This window comes from Mycobacterium sp. NGS33, assembly GCF_059812885.1.
Genome location: NZ_JCALDN010000004.1, coordinates 201,388 through 218,017 on the forward strand (window position 1 = coordinate 201,388; position 16,630 = coordinate 218,017).

Consider the following 16,630-nt stretch of genomic DNA (forward strand, 5'->3'; position numbering starts at 1 on the left):
ACGCGCGCCGGGAATGCTCTGGCCAACCCGGGGAGGAAACCATGGACGACGCGGCCAGTGGCGAGATCGACGGCGTGGCGCAGGCGGTGGGAAAGGTGACCGAGGCGCTGGAAACCATCGAACGTGCCCGCGGGCATTTGTATTCCTTCCATCAGCTCACCGGACGGGCCGACCTGCAGCTGGACGAGGCGGTGGCGCGGTTGCGCGACACCGGCCACGCCGACCTGGCCCAACAGATCAGCACCGAGCTGATCGGGCGCAACGTCCTGCCGGGCCGGTGGAGTTTTCAGGTCGTGGAGGACTACGACGACGGCTACTACCGGTGCTTCACACAGCTCGAACAGCTGGTGCGAAACAGGCTCGCCGACGGGCGCCGCCACGTCTACGAGATGGCCCTGAAAGAGCGCCGCCGCACCGCCGGACACCCGGCCCACACCGCCTCCCCCGGTGACGAATCGCCGACAGGCGAATCGGTATGAGCGACAACGAATTCCACACGGGCGACCACAAGACGGGCGCCGACGCGGTGCACAAGCCCGAAGCGCTGCGCCGCGCAACATGATGCGCGACAACGGCATCGAGGATTGACCGCGCCCTCACCGATGCCGACTGTGCGCACAGGCGAAAGGTTGTCAGTCACGCCTAGCGCCACCTGGCGCAACGCCCGCAGGGCGACCGCGACGAAAGCCCGTGGCGGTACTCGGTGATGCACTGGGGCCATGACCCCGCGAAGTCCTGAGCCGGGCCGCGCGGCGCGGCTGAGCCACCGTGCCGGCGATCCACCGGGGGTGCCGTAGGCTGATGGCGCCAGAAACGCCCGGGCGTTTCGCCCGCCGCGGATAGCGGTCACCGATACGCTGGCTGGCGTACGCAAAAAGGATGCGGGTAAGTGACCAAGCGCGGCGCCGCTGACCGGCGACCAGACCGAGCCGAACTCGAGAAATTGATGTCGGCCGATATGCGCGCGATCACGGCGCAGTCCGACCGCATCGGCCGGCACTTCGCCCGGCAAAACGATGTCAGCGGCACGGATTTTCACGCGTTGCTGCACATCATGGTCGCCGAAACCGCCGGCGAGCCGTTGACGGCGGCCCAGTTGCGCCGCCGCATGGACGTCTCGCCGGCCGCGATCACCTACCTGGTCGACCGCATGATCGACGCGGGCCACCTCCGGCGCGAACCCGATCCCCAGGACCGCCGCAAAACCCTGCTCCGCTACGAGAAACCGGGCATGGCGCTCGCCCGGTCGTTCTTCACTCCCCTTGGCGCCGAGCTACATACGGCCCTGGCCGACCTCCCCGATCGCGACCTGGCGGCGGCCCATCGGGTGTTCACCGCGATGATCGAGGCGATGGCCAGCTTCGAATCACGGCTGGCCGCACCGAGTCCCAAGACGCCCGCGGCTACCGAACCCAAGCGCGCGACGGTCAAAGGCCGTCGCACCCCGGCACGACGGGGCGCCGCGCCCGATTAGCGAACCGTACGCCACGATGACGGCCACGTCCCGCGGACCTAGCCCGCGCCGACGAGGTCGACATCGCGCAGGTCCGCCAGGTTCGCCGCGCCACAGCCGTGCAGGCAGATGCGCAGCTCGTCAATGAACGGCTGTAGCCAATCGACCACGGCGGCAGTCGATTCGATGGCCGCCGGCAGCAACGGACGCGCCAGAGCCACGACATCGGCACCCAGTGCGATCGCCTTGGCCGCGTCCATACCGGTACGGATGCCCCCGGAGGCCACCAACGGGATCGCCGGCAGCACCGCACGCACCTCCACGATGGCGCGGGCGGTCGGGATACCCCAGTCGGCCAGATGCGGATAGCGCAGTTCGCCGTACCGCACGAACTGCTCGACCCGCGACCACGATGTGCCGCCCGCACCCGCGACGTCGATTCCGGCCACCGGCACTTCGCCGTCGCTGCCGACCAGCTCCGCGGCCGCCGCACCACCGATGCCGTGCCCGACCTCCTTGAGCAGCACCGGACAGTCGACGGTGTCGGCGGCATCGCGCAACCTGCTCAGCGACCCGGAGAAGTCGGTGTCGCCGTTGTGCTGCATCGCCTCCTGGAGCGGATTGGTATGCACGGCAAGCGCATCCGCGCCCACCCGGTCGAGGGCCTTCGCCAGGTCCGGCACCGCCGCTTTCGTCAGTTGGGCCAAACCGATGTTGCCGAACAGCAAGACATCCGGCGCGACATCGCGCACCGTGAAGCTGTCCGCCGCGCGCTGCCCCAGCGCGCTGTCCAACATGATGCGCTGCGAGCCCAGCATCATGCCCAGACCGAGCTGTTGCGCCGCCGCGGCCAGATTGCGGTTGATCGTCCCGGACAGCTCGGCGCCCCCCGTCATCGCGCCGATGAGTATCGGCGACCGCAGGCGGGCACCGAAAAATTCGGTGGACAAATCGATGTCGCCCAGATTCGTCTGGGTCAGCGCGTTGTACGGCAGTCCATAGCGGTCCAGGCCGGTGGTGACGCCGTCATAGCCCACCGGCTCGCTCAGACAGACATCGATGTGCCGCCGCTTGCGGGTGGTCATCTCGCCGCGGTCAGCGGTCATCGCAGGCACCCCCGTGCGTCCGCCACTGCCCGGGCTCCGCGTCCATAATGTCCATAGTGCCCCTCCTGCGTACCGCCGGCGTCGTCGCGCGGTGATACGTCATTTCAGTTGATTAATGTTTAACAAACTGAAAGGGTTGTAAACGTGGTGTGGGATTCCGTGGCCGCCGCGGTGACGGGGCGGCGCTCGTGGCTGCTCGCGCTGGCCGCGGCCGCGCTGGGTGCCGCCTTGATGGTGCTCATCGGTGGTAACGCCGCCGCGGGCCAATCCCCACAATCCGTTCCCGTCGACGCGCAATCCGCTCAAGTCGACGCGCTGGCCAGGCAATTCCCCGGGGGTGACAAGGCCCCGGTGATCGTGGTGATCAGCCGCACCGATGGAGGGGCCCTGGTTGCGTCCGATCACGCCGCCGCCCAGGCCGCCTTCGCTCGGGCGCTGGCGGCCGCGCAGCCCGGCGCGAATGCGGCGGGGGCACCGCCGCCGCCGTCGGCGGACGGCCGGGCCGCCCTGGCGGTCATACCGCTCAACGCCGACCTGTCCGGGCTGGCCCTGAGCGACGCCGTCACCGCGCTGCGCACGGCCGCGGCCGCCGGTCTGCCCGCGCAGCTGCAGGTGCACGTGACGGGCGGCCCGGCCTTCGGCGCGGACATCGCCGGCGCGTTCGCGGGCGCCAACCTCACCCTGCTCGCGGTGACGACGGCGGTCGTGGCGCTGCTGCTGATCGCCACCTACCGCTCCCCCGTGCTGTGGCTGGCCCCGCTGCTCGTGGTCGGATTCGCCGATCGAGTGGCCGCGGCGGTCGGCACGGCGGTCGCATCGCTGACCGGGTTGAGCTTCGACGGGGCCACCTCAGGGATCACCAGCGTGCTGGTGTTCGGCGCCGGTACCAACTACGCGCTGCTGCTGATCTCCCGGTATCGACAGGAGCTGCGCCACTACGCCGGGCACCGCGCCGCCCTGCGGCAGGCCGTGCGCAGGGCCGGGCCGGCGATCGTGGCCAGCAACGCCACCGTGGTGCTGGCGTTGCTCACCCTGCTGTTCGCGTCGACGCCGAGCACCCGCAGCCTGGGCGCGCTCGCGGCGTGCGGCCTTGTCGTCGCCGCGATGTCGGTGCTCGTGATCCTGCCCCCGCTGCTCGCCCTGTGCGGCCGGCGACTGTTCTGGCCGTTCATTCCGCGCGCGGGCGACGACGACACCCTGGACTCGGGCGCGTGGCATCGCGTCGCGGCATGGGTCAATCGGCGCCCCGCGCTGGTGGCCGCGGTCGCGGTCGCCGCGCTTGCGGTTCTTGGCACCGGCTTGCTGGGAACCCGAATCGGATTGACGCAGACCGAACAGTTCCGCGTGCGGGCGGACTCGGTGGCCGGTTACACCGTTGTGGCCCAACATTTTCCGGCCGGTCTGACCAATCCGACGCTGGTCATCGGCGCCACCGATCGCGCGTCGGCGCTGCGGCGGGCGATCAGATCCACCTCGGGCGTCGTCTCGGTGACCGAGTCCGGCCAATCGGGATCCGGGCTGACGAAGTACTCCGTGGTGATCGACGCGCCACCGGCGTCCCCGCAGGCGTTCACCGCCGTTGCGGCACTGCGGGATTCGACGCGGGCCGCCGACCCCGCGGCGTTGGTGGGCGGGCCCGACGCAGCGGCCCTCGACGTCCGCGACGCGGCCACGCATGACCGGGTGCTGCTGATCCCGGCGATCCTGGCCGTGATCCTGGTGGTGCTCTATGTGGTGCTGCGCTCGGCACTGGCGCCACCGACGCTGCTGGCCGCGACCATCCTGGGCGCGCTGGCCGCGCTCGGCATGGGCGGGTGGGCGAGCCTGCACGTCTTCGGGTTCCCGGCGCTGGACAACACCACCCCGCTGTTCGCCTTCCTGTTCCTGGCGGCCCTCGGGGTGGACTACACGATCTTTCTGGTCACCCGGGCCCGCGAGGAAGCCGCGCGACCCGGCGCCGGCGACGCGATGGTGCGGGCGGTATCGGCCACCGGCGGCGTAATCACCAGCGCGGGAATCGTTTTGGCGGCGGTGTTCTGCGTGCTCGGGGTGTTGCCGTTGATCGTGTTGACCCAACTGGGCATCATCGTCGGCCTGGGAATCCTGCTCGACACCTTCGTGGTGCGCACGCTGGTCATCCCGGCGTTGTTCGCCCTCATCGGCGACCGGATCTGGTGGCCGACCAATCCGGCACACGCCAAACCCGTTGAGCACCAAGCGGACCGGAAGCAACCAGAACGGAGCACGCCGTGAACAGGTCGATACTGGCCGCGACCGGCCTGGCCGTCGCCGCAACAGCTGGAGCCGGCAGCGTCGCCAGCCGCGACGCCATGTCCCGGTGGTATTCGAGGCTTCGCAAGCCCGCCTACCAACCACCCCGTGCCGCCTTCCCCACGGTGTGGACCGCGCTCTACGGGGACATCGCCGTCACGTCGGCGGTCACCCTCGACCGGCTGCGGGCGACCGGGCGGCACGACAAGGCCCGCGGCTACGCCGTGGCGCTGACGGTGAACCTGCTGCTGAACGCCGGATGGAGTTGGCTGTTCTTCCGGTACCACAGACTCGGGGCGGCCACGGTCGGGGCGGCGGCGCTGACGGCCAGTAGCGCCGATCTGGTCAGGCGCACGGGCGAAGCCACGCCGCGCGGCGGGCTGGCGCTGCTCCCCTATCCCCTGTGGGGTGGCTTTGCGACCGTCCTGTCCGCCCACATCTGGCGACTCAACCGCTAATCATGCCGGCGCTGTTGTGGTTTCGCCGCGATCTGCGGTTGCGCGATCATCCGGCGCTGCTCGCCGCGGCCGACAACGACGACGTGCTCGCCTGCTTCGTGCTGGATCCGCGCCTGGAAAAGTCCTCGGGACAACGGCGACTGCAGTACCTGGGCGACGCACTGCGGCGGCTGCGCGACGACCTCGACGGCCGGCTGCTGGTCACGCGCGGGCAACCCCACGCCCAGATTCCCCGCATCGTCAAAGAAGTCGGGGCGTCGTCGGTGCACATCTCCGAAGACTTCGCGCCGTTCGGCAAGCGCCGTGACGAGCGGGTGCGCGCGGCGCTGGGTCCGGTGCCGCTGGTGGCGACGGGGTCGCCGTATCTCGTCTCGCCCGGTCGCGTCGCCAAACCGGACGGCTCGCCCTACAAGGTGTTCACCCCGTTTCTGCGCCAGTGGCGCACGACGGGCTGGCGCGAACCGGCGAAGTCGACCGCCGAGTCCGCACGGTGGCTGGATCCGGCGGGCCTGCCGATCACGCAGTGCGACATCCCCGATCCCGGTGCCGCCCTCGAGGTGGCCGCCGGTGAGGCGGCGGCACGCAAACAGTGGAAGTCGTTCGTGGACAACGGCTTACGGAGCTACGCCGAGGACCGCAACCGGCCCGACCTGACCGGGACCAGCCGCATGTCGGCGCATCTGAAGTTCGGCGCCATTCATCCGCGCACCCTGGTCGCCGACCTGGACGCGCGAAGCGGCGGGGCGCAGGCCTTCTTGCGCGAGTTGGCTTTCCGGGACTTCTACGCCGACGTGCTGCACCACCGGCCGGCCAGCGCCTGGCGGAACTGGAACAGCGATTTCGACGGCATCCAGACCGACACCGGTGCGCAGGCCACCCGCCGCTTCGAGGCGTGGAAGGCCGGCGAGACGGGTTTTCCGTTCGTGGATGCGGGCATGCGTCAGCTGCGTGACACCGGCTTCATGCACAACCGGGTGCGGATGGCCGTGGCCTCGTTTCTGGTCAAGGACCTGCACCTGCCGTGGCAATGGGGGGCCGAATGGTTCCTGGATCAGCTGGTCGACGGCGACATGGCGAACAACCAGCACGGCTGGCAGTGGTGCGCGGGCTGCGGCACCGACGCCGCGCCCTACTTCCGGGTGTTCAACCCGGTCACCCAGGGCGAGAAATTCGACCCGTCGGGCGATTACATCCGGCGCTGGGTGCCCGAGCTGCGCTCGGCCGACGACGTGCACCTGCGCAAGGGCCAGCGTCCCGACGGCTATCCCGAGCCGATCGTCGACCACGCCGCGGAGCGCGCCGAGGCGTTGCGGCGCTACCAGAGCATCTGAGCGCGCTTCGCCGTCGCGCCGCTGCCGCCGACTCCGCGAACTGATGTGCGTCGTCTGCCATCCGCTAGCACCGGCGCTAGCGGATTCGAAAAGCGGTTTATGGTGCGAAGACGTTACCGCTGTGACACGAGTGGCCGTGGTGACCCGCAATGGCAGCAACGGCCGCACCCGCCGGCCCACGTTTGCTGAAACGTCCTCCCGAAACCGCTGGGCATGTCACGATCAGCCAATTCATCGTTGGCAAGCCAGTCGAAAGGCGAGATGACCAACTTCATCATCCGGACGCTGCTGATCTCGGGGGCGGCGGCGGGGCTCACCGCGGGCATCGGCGCCTGCTCGTGCTCCATCGGCACGTCGCACTCGGTGAGCAAGAGCGATGTCGCCGGCCAGATCACCGCCAAAATGACCGACGCGGCGGGCAACAAACCCGAGTCGGTGAACTGCCCCACCGATCTGCCCGCGAAGGTCGGCGCGCAGATCAACTGCGACATGAAGGTCAAGGACCGGCCCTTCAACGTCAACGTCACGGTGACCAACGTCAACGGCAGCGACGTCAAGTTCGACATGGTGGAGACCGTCGACAAGAACCAGGTCGCCAGCGCGATCAGCACCCAGGTGGGCCAGCAGGTCGGCCGCAAGCCGGACGCGGTGACCTGCCCCGACAACTTGAAAGGCGTTGTGGGAGCGACGTTGCGGTGTCAGCTCACCGACGGCGCCGACAAATACGGCGTGCTGGTGACCGTGACCAACGTCGACGCCGGCGACGTCAACTTCCACTTCAAGGTCGACGAGCAGCCGCAGGCCGCCGGCTAGCGGGCCGCCTTCTTGCGCTCGATGTCTGCCAGCGCGGCCGCCAGTTCGGCGCGCTGCGCGGCCGAGCTCTCCCAGGCGAGCTGGCGGTTCTTGACCACCTTGGCCGGCGCGCCGACCGCGATCGAGTAGTCCGGAATCACCCCGCGGACCACCGCGTGCGACCCCAGCACGCAACCACGCCCGACGGACGTGCCGCGCAGCACCGAGACCTTGACGCCCACCCAGGTGTCCGGACCGATCCGGACCGGGGACTTGACGATGCCCTGGTCCTTGATCGGCAGGTCGATGTTGTCCATGCGGTGGTCGAAATCGCAGACGTAGCACCAGTCGGCCATCAGCACCGAGTCGCCGAGTTCGATGTCGAGGTAGGCGTTGATGACGTTGTCGCGGCCCAGCACCACCTTGTCGCCGAACCGCAGCGAGCCCTCGTGCGCGCGGATCGTGTTCTTGTCGCCGATGTGCACCCAGCGGCCGATCTCGAGCTGCGCGAGTTCGGGCGTCGCGTGGATCTCCACGCCCTTGCCCAAAAACACCATGCCGCGGGTGATGATGTGCGGGTTGGCCAGCTTGAACTTCAGCAACCGCCAATAGCGCACCAGGTACCACGGGGTGTACGCGCGGTTGCGCAGCACCCATTTGAGCGAGGCGAGCGTGAGGAACTTGGCCTGGCGCGGGTCGCGCAGGTTTGATCCACGCCAGCGACGATGGACCGGGGCACCCCACATGGATGTCATGGCCGGAAAGCCTAGTCGAGAGGCCAAGCGCTACCCTCACGTGTACTCGATCGCCGCACCCGCCGAACGCCCTGCGGAAGGACTTGGAAACCGACGTGTTTGCCCGACGACTCGTCAGTGGGCTCCGGCGTTGTTCATCCGCTGCGCTGGCCGCCGCGCTCGCGGTGCCGCTCGGCGCGTGCGGCAACACCGACACCTGGGTGGACGCGGCGGCCGCGCAGGGCTGGCCGGCCCAGTACGCCGACGCGGCGAACAGCAGCTACACGACCGTCGGCGGCGCCACCAAGCTGTCGCTGCAATGGACCCGGTCGGTCAAAGGAACGTTGGCCGCCGGGCCGGCGCTCAGCGCGCGCGGCTATCTGGTCCTCAACGCCCAGACCTCGGCGGGGTGCTCGCTGATGGAGTGGGAGAACAACGACAACGGGCGGCAGCGCTGGTGCGTGCGGCTGGCCCAGAGTGGCGGTTTCGGCGGCCCACTGCTCGACGGTTTCGACAACGTCTACGTCGGCCAGCCCGGGGCGATGCTGTCCTTCCCGGTGACCCAGTGGACGCGGTGGCGCCAGCCGGTGATCGGCATGCCCACCACGCCGCGGTTCCTCGGACACGGCGAGCTGCTCGTCGCGACCCACCTGGGGCAGGTGCTGGTCTTCGACTCCCATCGCGGCCAGGTGAGCGGGAGCCCGCTCGACCTGGTCGACGGCGTCGACCCCACCGACGCCGCCCGAGGGCTGGCCGATTGCGCCCCGGCCCGCCAGGGCTGCCCGGTCGCGGCCGCGCCCGCCTTCTCGCCGGCCAACGGCATCGTCGTGCTCGGGGTCTGGCAGCCCGGCGCTGCCGCCGCTGGTCTGGTGGGGCTGAAGTACCACCCGGGGCAGTCGCCGCTGCTCACCCGCGAATGGACCAGCGACGCCGTCGGCGCCGGCGTCATCGCCAGCCCGGTGCTGTCGGCCGACGGATCGACCGTCTACGTCAACGGCCGCGACCAGCGACTGTGGGCGCTGCGCGCCGCCGACGGGAAAGTGAAATGGTCGGCGCCGCTGGGCTTCCTGGCGCAGACGCCGCCCGCGGTCACCCCGCAGGGGCTGATCGTGTCGGGCGGCGGGCCCGACACCCGGCTGGCGGCGTTCAAGGACGCCGGTGACCACGCCGATCAGGTGTGGCGCCGCGACGACGTGTTCCCCCTGTCGGCGTCGAGCCTGGCCGGCACCGGCGTCGGTTACACGGTGGTCAGCGGTCCACCGGCGAACGGCGCCCCCGGCATGTCGCTGCTGGTGTTCGATCCGGGCAGCGGGCGCACCCTGAACAGCTCCGCGCTGCCCGCGGCGACCGGATATCCGGTCGGAGTGTCGGTCGGCGCCGATCGCCGGGTGGTGGCCGCCACCAGCGACGGCCAGGTTTACGGTTTTGCGCCGGCCTGACCGGGACATACTGCTGTAGTGCCGATCGACGATCCCGCGGCGCACGGCGCCGTGACCACCAAGACCACCGCAAGCCCGCGCGCCAGCACCGCCGACATCGTGGCGACGTCCGTCCTGCTGGTCATCCACGGCGGTCTCTACGCGGCCAGCTTCGCGCTGTTGGGCCTGCTGGTGATGACCACCGACGCCTGCGGCTCCCGGCAATGCGGCAATCCCGCCTGGATCGACCGGGCCATGAACCTGGGCACCTGGGGCGGCGCCGCCCTCCTGGTCGTCGACATCGTCGTCGCCGTGTACTTCCTGGTGCGGCGGCGGCGGGCGTTCTTCGTCCCGCTCATCGGTTGCGCGGCGCAGGTGGCGCTGGCGCTGGGCGCCGTGGCCATGGAGCTGCAGGCCGGCCCGGTCTAGACCGCCAGCGGCGGGATGGCGTTGCGCGGCACCTGGGCCTGCAGCGCGCCGCCGAACGCCGGCAGCATCTCGCCCGGCGCGAAGTAGAAGATCAGCTGATCGTCGGTGATGGCGAAGTTCTGATAGTGCGTCGGATCATGCCCGGTCGACGGCAAAATGGCGGCGCCCAAAGGGGTTTGGCGTTCCAGGTCGCGCTGCACGATCGGGAAGATGGCGTCCAGCGGCGTGGCGCCCGCAGGGAACAGGTTGTCGAAGGTCAGGGGCTGTTTGGTCGCGAGGTTGTAGTTGAACGCCTTGTACCAGATCGACGAGTGCGATCCCCCGACGTCCTGGAAGAACTTGAGCACGACGCTGCGGGTGTTGTGCGGCGGCTGCCCGGCGCTGTGCTGTTCGGTGGTGGCCTCCAGTTGGTACGGCTGGTCGCGCCCACCGGAACTCTGCGCGACGGCGACGAAGCCGTCCCGGTTCTGGGTGATGTAGTCGGTCAGTGCCTGTTCGTCCGGGTAGTCGGCGGGAAAGGTCATGTTGAGCGTGTAGTTGGGGCCGGTGGCGTGCAGATGGCACAGCTGGCCGGCGTCGACGCTGCCGCCCAAACTGGCACACGACGGCGGCTCGGCCGCGGCCGGCCAGCCCAGGAAGACCGCCGACGCCAGCAGCGCAGCGGCTATCAGAAAACGCATCGTGGAATCGTCCTCGCAGAGTGGCCGGGGCCGGTGACCCGGAGAAGTGACGCCGCCAGCGTACCCGGCGCTAGCGGGAGGGCCGGCAAACGAACGCCATCGCCCGGCTGGCGCTCCGCGCGCCGATGCGGGCGATGACCACCGAGAGCGCGCGGCTCCCGCGCAACCGCATCCGTTTGCGCAGCGCGTCCGGGTCGACGCGCACCCCGCGCACCAGCACCTCGAGCGAACCGCAGTCCCGCGCCGAGAGCGCCTGGCGCAGGCGGCGCTCGTCGAAGACCAGCTGGTCGAGCACCTCGAACCCGCGGTCGGCGTCCGGTAGCCGGTCGCCGGAGAGGTAGGCGATGTCGGGGTCGAGCTGCCACAGCTCGTGGCGCGCGGCGTAGTGGCGGACCAGCCCGGCCCGCACCACGGCGCCGTCCGGGTCGACGATCCAGCGACCGGCCGGCCGCACTGGGCAGTCGCCGGGATCGGCGTCGGTGAGCTGCTCGCCGCGGTCCAGCATGTTGGCCCGCCGGCCCACGCCGGGCGGCGCCAGCCCGGCCGACCACAGGCATGCTTCCCGGACCGAACCCCGATACGACGTCACCTCGATCTCGCCGTCGAAGCCCAGGCGCCGCACCTCGTCGAAATCGATTCCGGGAGCACACTTTATGACGAACTGCCGGTGGCGGTAGGTGTCGAGCAGCGGGCCCAGGCCGGGCTGGTAGTCGTCGATGCGCAACCGCCGCCGACCCTCGACGCGCCGGGCCGGATCGGCGACGAGCACGGCGTCGCGGGTGACCGGTCGCAGCGCGTCTGCGCGGCAGATCCAGGCCGACTCCCCGACGTTGCGGCGCGCCATCGACAGCCGCACCGGATCGATGTCGCTGCCCACCGCGACGATCCCGCAGCCGTGCAGCGCGGCGAGCTCGGTGCCGATCGAACAGGTCGCGTCGTGCACGACGCCGTCGGGCGCGGCGCCGGCCAGTCGCCTGGCCCGGTGCAACGCCACCGGCGCCGCGGTGGCCTGCTGCAGCGCCTCGTCGGTGAACAGCCACTCCGGGCCCGCCAGCCCGCCGAGCTTGTCCAGGGCGCGGCGGCGCAACAGGACCGTCTCCACCAGCACCGCGGCCCGGTCGCCGAATCGGGCGCGCGCCGCGGCGACGTCGCCGACCCGGGTGGCGTCGGTCAGCTCGAGCTCGGCGACCTGCGCCAGCGCCGCGGCACCCGCGTGGGACCGCAGGTAGCCGACGTCGTCCGGGCTGAACCGCAGTCCACCGCTCAGGAGGGTTTGACCCCGGTCACCATCACGTTGTAGAACCAGCCCTTCGGGACCACGCGGCGCCACACGTTGGCGTCCACCCAGCTCAGCGTCTTCCAGCCGTTGAACGCGAACTTCGCCCAGCCCCAGCCCAGGCGCCCGGGCGGCACCGACGCCTCGAAGGTGCGCACCGGCCAGCCGAACATCGCGGCGGTGAACTCCTCGCTGACGGTCCGCACCTGGGCGGCGCCGGCGTTGGCGGCCATCCGCTCCAGGTCGCCCGGGGTGAAGGTGTGCAGGTCGACGATGGCCTCCAGCGCCGCGGCACGGGAGGATTCGTCGAGCTCGGCCTGGGGGCGCCGCCAGCCGCCCAGGCCGGGCAGCTTGGTGACGTTGGTGGCGATGCGCCAGGTCAGGGTGGACAGTTCGCGGGCGTAGACGTCGCCGGCGCTGGTCGGCTCGCCGGCGAAGACGAACCGGCCGCCCGGGCGCAGTACCCGGATCACCTCGCGCAGCGACAGCTCCACGTCGGGGATGTGGTGCAGCACGGCGTGCCCGACGACCAGGTCGAAGGTGTTGTCCTCGTACGGGATTCCCTCGGCGTCGGCGACCCGGCCGTCGATGTCGAGGCCCAACGACTGCCCGTTGCGGGTGGCGACCTTGACCATGCCCGGCGACAGGTCGGTCACCGATCCACGCCGGGCCACCCCGGACTGGATCAGGTTGAGCAGGAAAAACCCCGTGCCACAGCCTAATTCGAGAGCGCGGTCGTAGGGCAGTTCGCGCAGCACCTCGTCGGGCACGATGGCGTCGAAGCGGCCCCGCGCGTAGTCGATGCAGCGCTGGTCATAGGAGATCGACCACTTGTCGTCGTAGGTCTCGGCTTCCCAGTCGTGGTAGAGCACCTGGGCCAGCTTGCTGTCGTGCCGGGCGGCTTCCACCTGCTCGGCGGTGGCGTGGGGCGTCGGAACGGCGTCGGTCGAACTGGTCATGCAGGGCAGCCTAACGGCCGCCGGGATCCGCCCGATCGGCACCGCCCTGACCAGCGGAGAACACCTCGACGTAGCGGCGGCGCTCGGCGGCGAGCCGTTCGGGCGGCGCCAGGTCGAAGACGTCGTTGATCCCGGCCTTGGCGGCGGCCAGCGCGTGCCGCGGCCCGGCGAGAAAGCGGCGCGCCCACCCGGCGGCGGCGTCGTACACGTCGTCGGGGGCCACCATCTCGTCGATGAGGCCCAGCGCCAGGGCCTCTTCGGCGTCGAAGAAGCGGCCGCTGAACACCAGCTCCTTGGCTTTGCTCGCGCCGGCTGCCCGGGTCAGGCGAGCCATCGCGTCGCCGCCGGGCATCAGTCCGGCCAGGATTTCCGTCGCACCGAACTTCACGTTGTCCCCGCTGATCCGCCAGTCGGCGGCCAGCGCCAGCGTGAGGCCGGCGCCCAACGCGTATCCGGTGATCGCGGCGACCGTCGGCTTCGGGATCGCCGCGACGGCGTCGATGGCCTCCTGCCGGACCCGCGCCACGCTCTCGGCCTCGGCTCCCCGCAGCGTCCGCAGCTCGGGCATGTCGTCGCCGGCGGAGAAGATCTCGTGGCCGCCGAACAGGATCACCACGGCGACGTCGTCGCGCCGGCCCAGTTCCTCGGCCGCCGCGATGACCTCCCGGTAGACCTGGCGGGTCATCGCGTTCGTCGGGGGGCGCGACAGCAGCAACATGGCCAGCCCGGCGTCCTGCGACCCGTCGCTGACCACGACGCTGATGAACTCGCTCAATGCCGCCATCCCATGCCGCCCGCTTCCCGCGCCTGGTGGTAGCGGTCGGAGTCGAAGAACTCGAACACCCAGTTGTCGCCCTGGATTTCCAGATGCGGCTGCACCGGCACGATCTGGCGCTCGACGGCCAGCACGTCGGCCACGGTCCGGCCCGCCAGCGAGTCCAGCTGCGTCCAGGTCGGGGGCAGCAAGAAGCTGCGGCCGGCCGAGAAGTCGTCGATCGCGGCCTCCGGCGTGGTCCAGCCCGCCCGGTCGGACTCGGTGTTCTCCCCGTCGGCGCGCTGCCCGCGCGGCAGCGCACCCACGAAGAAATAGGTGTCGTAGCGCCGGGTGCGCTCGGCCTCCGGTGTGACCCAGTTGGCCCACGGCCGCAACAGATCCGAGCGCAGCTCCAGCTTCTCGCGGCGCAGGAAGTCCGCGAAGGACAACGTGCCGTCGGCCAGCGCGCGGCGGGCGTCGCCGTAGACCGAGGCGTCCTCGACGATGCTGTCCGGTGCGCCCGCCGGCCCGGCGAACAGCACCCCCGACTCCTCGAACGTCTCGCGGGCCGCGGCGCAGACCAGCGCCTCGGCCAGGTCGGGTTCGATGCCGAAGCGCTGCGCCCACCACTGCGGCGGCGGCCCGGCCCACGCGATGTCGGCGTTGCGGTCGCGTTCGTCGACGCCGCCGCCGGGGAACACCATGGTCCCGGCGGCGAATTCCATCTTGGCGTGCCTGCGCATGAGGAACACCGCGATGCCGCCCGGGTCGTCGCGCACCAGCATCACGGTCGCCGCCGGCCGTGCGACCAGCGGGGCTTCGTCGGGTGACGTCATATCGGCCTCCGGTGGGCAGCGCGGGTGCGGACTCGCCGGGCGAAATAGCGCCCGTCGACGACGTCGAGGGCGATCGCCTGGCCGAACGCGGTGGACAGGTTCTCGGCGGTCAGCACGTCGGTCAGCAGGCCCGCGGCGACCACCTCGGCTTCCGAGAGCAGCATGCAGTGACTGAACCCGGGCGGGATCTCCTCCACATGATGGGTGACCAGCACCAGCGCGGGGGCGTCGGGGTCGGCGGCGAGGTCGGCCAGCCGGGCGACCAGCTCCTCGCGCCCGCCCAGGTCCAGACCGGCGGCGGGCTCGTCGAGCAGCAGCAGCTCGGGATCGGTCATCAGCGCGCGGGCGATCAGCACCCGCTTGCGCTCACCCTCCGACAGGGTTCCGTAGGTGCGGTCCGCCAGGTGCTCGGCCCCCAGGCTCTCCAGCATGTCGATGGCCCGCCGATAGTCGACGTCCTCGTAGCGCTCGCGCCACCTGCCCAGCACCGCGTAACCGGCCGAGACGACGAGATCGCGCACCACCTCGTCGGTGGGGATCCGCTGCGCCAGGGCCGAGGAGCTCAGCCCGATCCGGGATCGCAGCTCGGTCACGTCGACCCGGCCCAGCCGCTCGCCGAGCACGAAAGCGACGCCGGACGAGGGATGTTCGGCCGCCGCGGCGATCCGCAGCAGCGAGGTCTTGCCGGCCCCGTTGGGCCCGACGATCACCCAGCGTTCGTCGAGTTCGACCGTCCAATCCAGCGGCCCCACTAACACGTTGCCGCCGCGCTTCAGCGACACCTGCCTGAAATCGAGCAGCAGATCGGGGTCGGCTGACTCGCTTCCGTTTTCGGGCACCCGACCATCGTGCCGTACCGCGACGCCCGAATACCTGCCGGGTCGCTACGACTCGGGCGGGATCTCGACCCGGCGAACCTCGCCGTCGATGGCGTCGGCGGCCTCGATTTCGCCGCGGGTCACGCCGAGCAGGAACAGCACGGTGTCCAGATAGGGATGGCTCAGCGACGCGTCCGCGACCTCGCGCAGCGCGGGCTTGGCGTTGAACGCGATCCCCATCCCCGCGGCGGCCAGCATGTCGATGTCGTTGGCGCCGTCGCCCACGGCGACGGTCTGCGCCATCGGCACCCCGACCTGGCTCGCGAAGTCCCTTAGCGCCGTGGCCTTTCCGGCCCGGTCGACGATCGGGCCGATCACCCGCCCGGTGAGTGTGCCGTCGACGATCTCGAGCTCGTTGGCCGCGACGTAGTCCAGCATGAGTTCCTCGGCCAGCGGCTCGATGATCCGGCGAAACCCGCCGGACACGACGCCGCAGGCGTAACCCAGGCGGCGCAGGGTCCGCAGCGTGGTGCGGGCCCCGGGCATCAGTTCCAGCTGGTAGGCGACCTCGTCGATCACGCTGGCGGGCAGGCCCGCCAGCGTCGCCACCCGCTGCTCGAGCGACTGCGCGAAGTCCAGTTCGCCGCGCATCGCGGCGTCGGTGATCGCGGCGACCTTGCCCTCGGCGCCCGCGCGGGCCGCCAGCATCTCGATCACCTCGCCCTGCACCAGCGTCGAGTCGACGTCGAACACGATGAGCCGCTTGGCCCGTCGTTCCAGGCTGTAGTCCTCGACCGCCACGTCGACCTGTTCCTCGCTGGACACCCGGTTCAGGACGGTCCGCAGCGCCCCGTCCGCGCCGGGCGGCACCGAGACCCGCAGCTCCAGGCCGATCACCGGATAGTCGGAGACACCGCGGATCAGGTCGATGTTGACGCCGAGCCCGGCCACCTCGCGGGCCACCGCCCCGAACGCACTGGCGGTGATCGGCCGGCCGAGCACGTAGATGGTGTGGGTCGAAGGCTCTCGCATGATCGGCACGTCGTCGCTGCGTTCGATGGTGACGTCGAGACCCACCTTGCGGATGGCCGATTCGACGTCCTGGCGCAGCTGCGCACCGTCGGCGACCTCGGTCGGACAGCACACCAGCACGCCCAGCGTCAGGCGGTGCCGGATCACCACCTGTTCGACGTTCAGCAGCTCGACCCCGTGCCGCGACAGCGCCTCGAACAGGGTGGCCGTCACGCCCGGTTGGTCCACGCCGGTGACGGTGATCAGCACCGACACCTTGGGTGGTGAGCTCACCCCGATAGCC

General features: G+C 70.6%; 17 protein-coding genes. 8 read left to right on the forward strand and 9 right to left on the reverse strand.

The window, feature by feature from the left end:
- The first annotated feature begins 41 nt into the window (after window positions 1-41).
- The gene (locus AC5Y5B_RS11185) at window positions 42-479 is read left to right on the forward strand and encodes a hypothetical protein (protein ID WP_112634919.1); all 438 of its coding nucleotides are present in this window, start codon (window positions 42-44) and stop codon (window positions 477-479) included.
- A gap of 410 nt (window positions 480-889) precedes the next feature.
- Window positions 890-1,474, forward strand: coding sequence for a MarR family winged helix-turn-helix transcriptional regulator (locus AC5Y5B_RS11190; protein WP_112634918.1), 585 nt, complete (start codon window positions 890-892; stop codon window positions 1,472-1,474).
- Window positions 1,475-1,512: 38 nt separating this feature from the next.
- On the opposite strand, the gene fni is transcribed toward AC5Y5B_RS11190, so the two are convergent.
- On the reverse strand, window positions 1,513-2,559 hold the full coding sequence (gene fni, locus AC5Y5B_RS11195; RefSeq protein WP_112634917.1) for a type 2 isopentenyl-diphosphate Delta-isomerase: 1,047 nt from the start codon (window positions 2,557-2,559) through the stop codon (window positions 1,513-1,515).
- Window positions 2,560-2,703: 144 nt separating this feature from the next.
- Here fni and AC5Y5B_RS11200 point away from each other — a divergent pair, with 144 nt between their 5' ends.
- The 4 genes from AC5Y5B_RS11200 (at window position 2,704) to AC5Y5B_RS11215 (ending at window position 7,432) form a co-directional block, all read left to right on the forward strand.
- Window positions 2,704-4,812 carry an MMPL family transporter gene (locus tag AC5Y5B_RS11200; protein ID WP_289176365.1) on the forward strand — a complete coding sequence of 703 codons (2,109 nt, stop codon included), beginning with the start codon at window positions 2,704-2,706 and terminating at the stop codon, window positions 4,810-4,812.
- A complete protein-coding gene (locus tag AC5Y5B_RS11205) occupies window positions 4,809-5,288 on the forward strand; it encodes a TspO/MBR family protein (RefSeq protein WP_112635226.1) in 480 nt (159 codons plus the stop codon). Before AC5Y5B_RS11200 ends, AC5Y5B_RS11205 begins: the two co-directional genes overlap by 4 nt.
- A gap of 2 nt (window positions 5,289-5,290) precedes the next feature.
- Window positions 5,291-6,619: a cryptochrome/photolyase family protein gene (locus tag AC5Y5B_RS11210; protein ID WP_112635227.1), complete on the forward strand. Its 1,329-nt coding sequence runs from the start codon at window positions 5,291-5,293 to the stop codon at window positions 6,617-6,619.
- 261 nt (window positions 6,620-6,880) lie between these two features.
- Window positions 6,881-7,432, forward strand: coding sequence for an anti-apoptotic protein (locus AC5Y5B_RS11215; protein WP_112635229.1), 552 nt, complete (start codon window positions 6,881-6,883; stop codon window positions 7,430-7,432).
- Here AC5Y5B_RS11215 and AC5Y5B_RS11220 read toward each other — a convergent pair.
- Entirely contained in the window at window positions 7,429-8,166 is a 738-nt protein-coding gene (locus AC5Y5B_RS11220; protein ID WP_064952277.1) for an acyltransferase, read from the reverse strand. The genes AC5Y5B_RS11215 and AC5Y5B_RS11220 overlap by 4 nt on opposite strands.
- A gap of 146 nt (window positions 8,167-8,312) precedes the next feature.
- Here AC5Y5B_RS11220 and AC5Y5B_RS11225 point away from each other — a divergent pair, with 146 nt between their 5' ends.
- Together AC5Y5B_RS11225 and AC5Y5B_RS11230 are read left to right on the forward strand one after the other, a co-directional pair.
- Window positions 8,313-9,584, forward strand: coding sequence for an outer membrane protein assembly factor BamB family protein (locus tag AC5Y5B_RS11225; protein ID WP_240631870.1), 1,272 nt, complete (start codon window positions 8,313-8,315; stop codon window positions 9,582-9,584).
- An 18-nt stretch (window positions 9,585-9,602) separates the two neighbouring features.
- Complete coding sequence (locus AC5Y5B_RS11230; RefSeq protein ID WP_112635233.1) at window positions 9,603-9,992, forward strand: DUF6264 family protein; 390 nt, start codon at window positions 9,603-9,605, stop codon at window positions 9,990-9,992.
- On the opposite strand, the gene AC5Y5B_RS11235 is transcribed toward AC5Y5B_RS11230, so the two are convergent.
- The 7 genes from AC5Y5B_RS11235 to serB all read right to left on the reverse strand — a co-directional run bounded on the left by AC5Y5B_RS11235 (window position 9,989) and on the right by serB (window position 16,620).
- Window positions 9,989-10,672 carry an esterase gene (locus AC5Y5B_RS11235; RefSeq protein ID WP_112635235.1) on the reverse strand — a complete coding sequence of 228 codons (684 nt, stop codon included), beginning with the start codon at window positions 10,670-10,672 and terminating at the stop codon, window positions 9,989-9,991. The two genes, AC5Y5B_RS11230 and AC5Y5B_RS11235, sit on opposite strands and share 4 nt — an antisense overlap.
- 70 nt (window positions 10,673-10,742) lie before the next feature.
- Window positions 10,743-11,978, reverse strand: coding sequence for a class I SAM-dependent methyltransferase (locus tag AC5Y5B_RS11240; protein WP_240631871.1), 1,236 nt, complete (start codon window positions 11,976-11,978; stop codon window positions 10,743-10,745).
- Window positions 11,936-12,907 (reverse strand): class I SAM-dependent methyltransferase, encoded by a 972-nt coding sequence (locus AC5Y5B_RS11245; RefSeq protein ID WP_112635243.1) that lies wholly within the window; start codon window positions 12,905-12,907, stop codon window positions 11,936-11,938. Before AC5Y5B_RS11245 ends, AC5Y5B_RS11240 begins: the two co-directional genes overlap by 43 nt.
- A 10-nt stretch (window positions 12,908-12,917) precedes the next feature.
- Complete coding sequence (locus tag AC5Y5B_RS11250; protein ID WP_112635247.1) at window positions 12,918-13,682, reverse strand: enoyl-CoA hydratase; 765 nt, start codon at window positions 13,680-13,682, stop codon at window positions 12,918-12,920.
- Window positions 13,679-14,497, reverse strand: coding sequence for an NUDIX hydrolase (locus AC5Y5B_RS11255; RefSeq protein ID WP_112635237.1), 819 nt, complete (start codon window positions 14,495-14,497; stop codon window positions 13,679-13,681). Before AC5Y5B_RS11255 ends, AC5Y5B_RS11250 begins: the two co-directional genes overlap by 4 nt.
- Window positions 14,494-15,336: an ABC transporter ATP-binding protein gene (locus AC5Y5B_RS11260; protein WP_112635239.1), complete on the reverse strand. Its 843-nt coding sequence runs from the start codon at window positions 15,334-15,336 to the stop codon at window positions 14,494-14,496. The genes AC5Y5B_RS11255 and AC5Y5B_RS11260 overlap by 4 nt, the downstream gene beginning before the upstream one ends.
- Window positions 15,337-15,381: 45 nt before the next feature.
- Window positions 15,382-16,620 (reverse strand): phosphoserine phosphatase SerB, encoded by a 1,239-nt coding sequence (gene serB, locus AC5Y5B_RS11265; protein ID WP_112635241.1) that lies wholly within the window; start codon window positions 16,618-16,620, stop codon window positions 15,382-15,384.
- Window positions 16,621-16,630 lie beyond the last annotated feature (10 nt).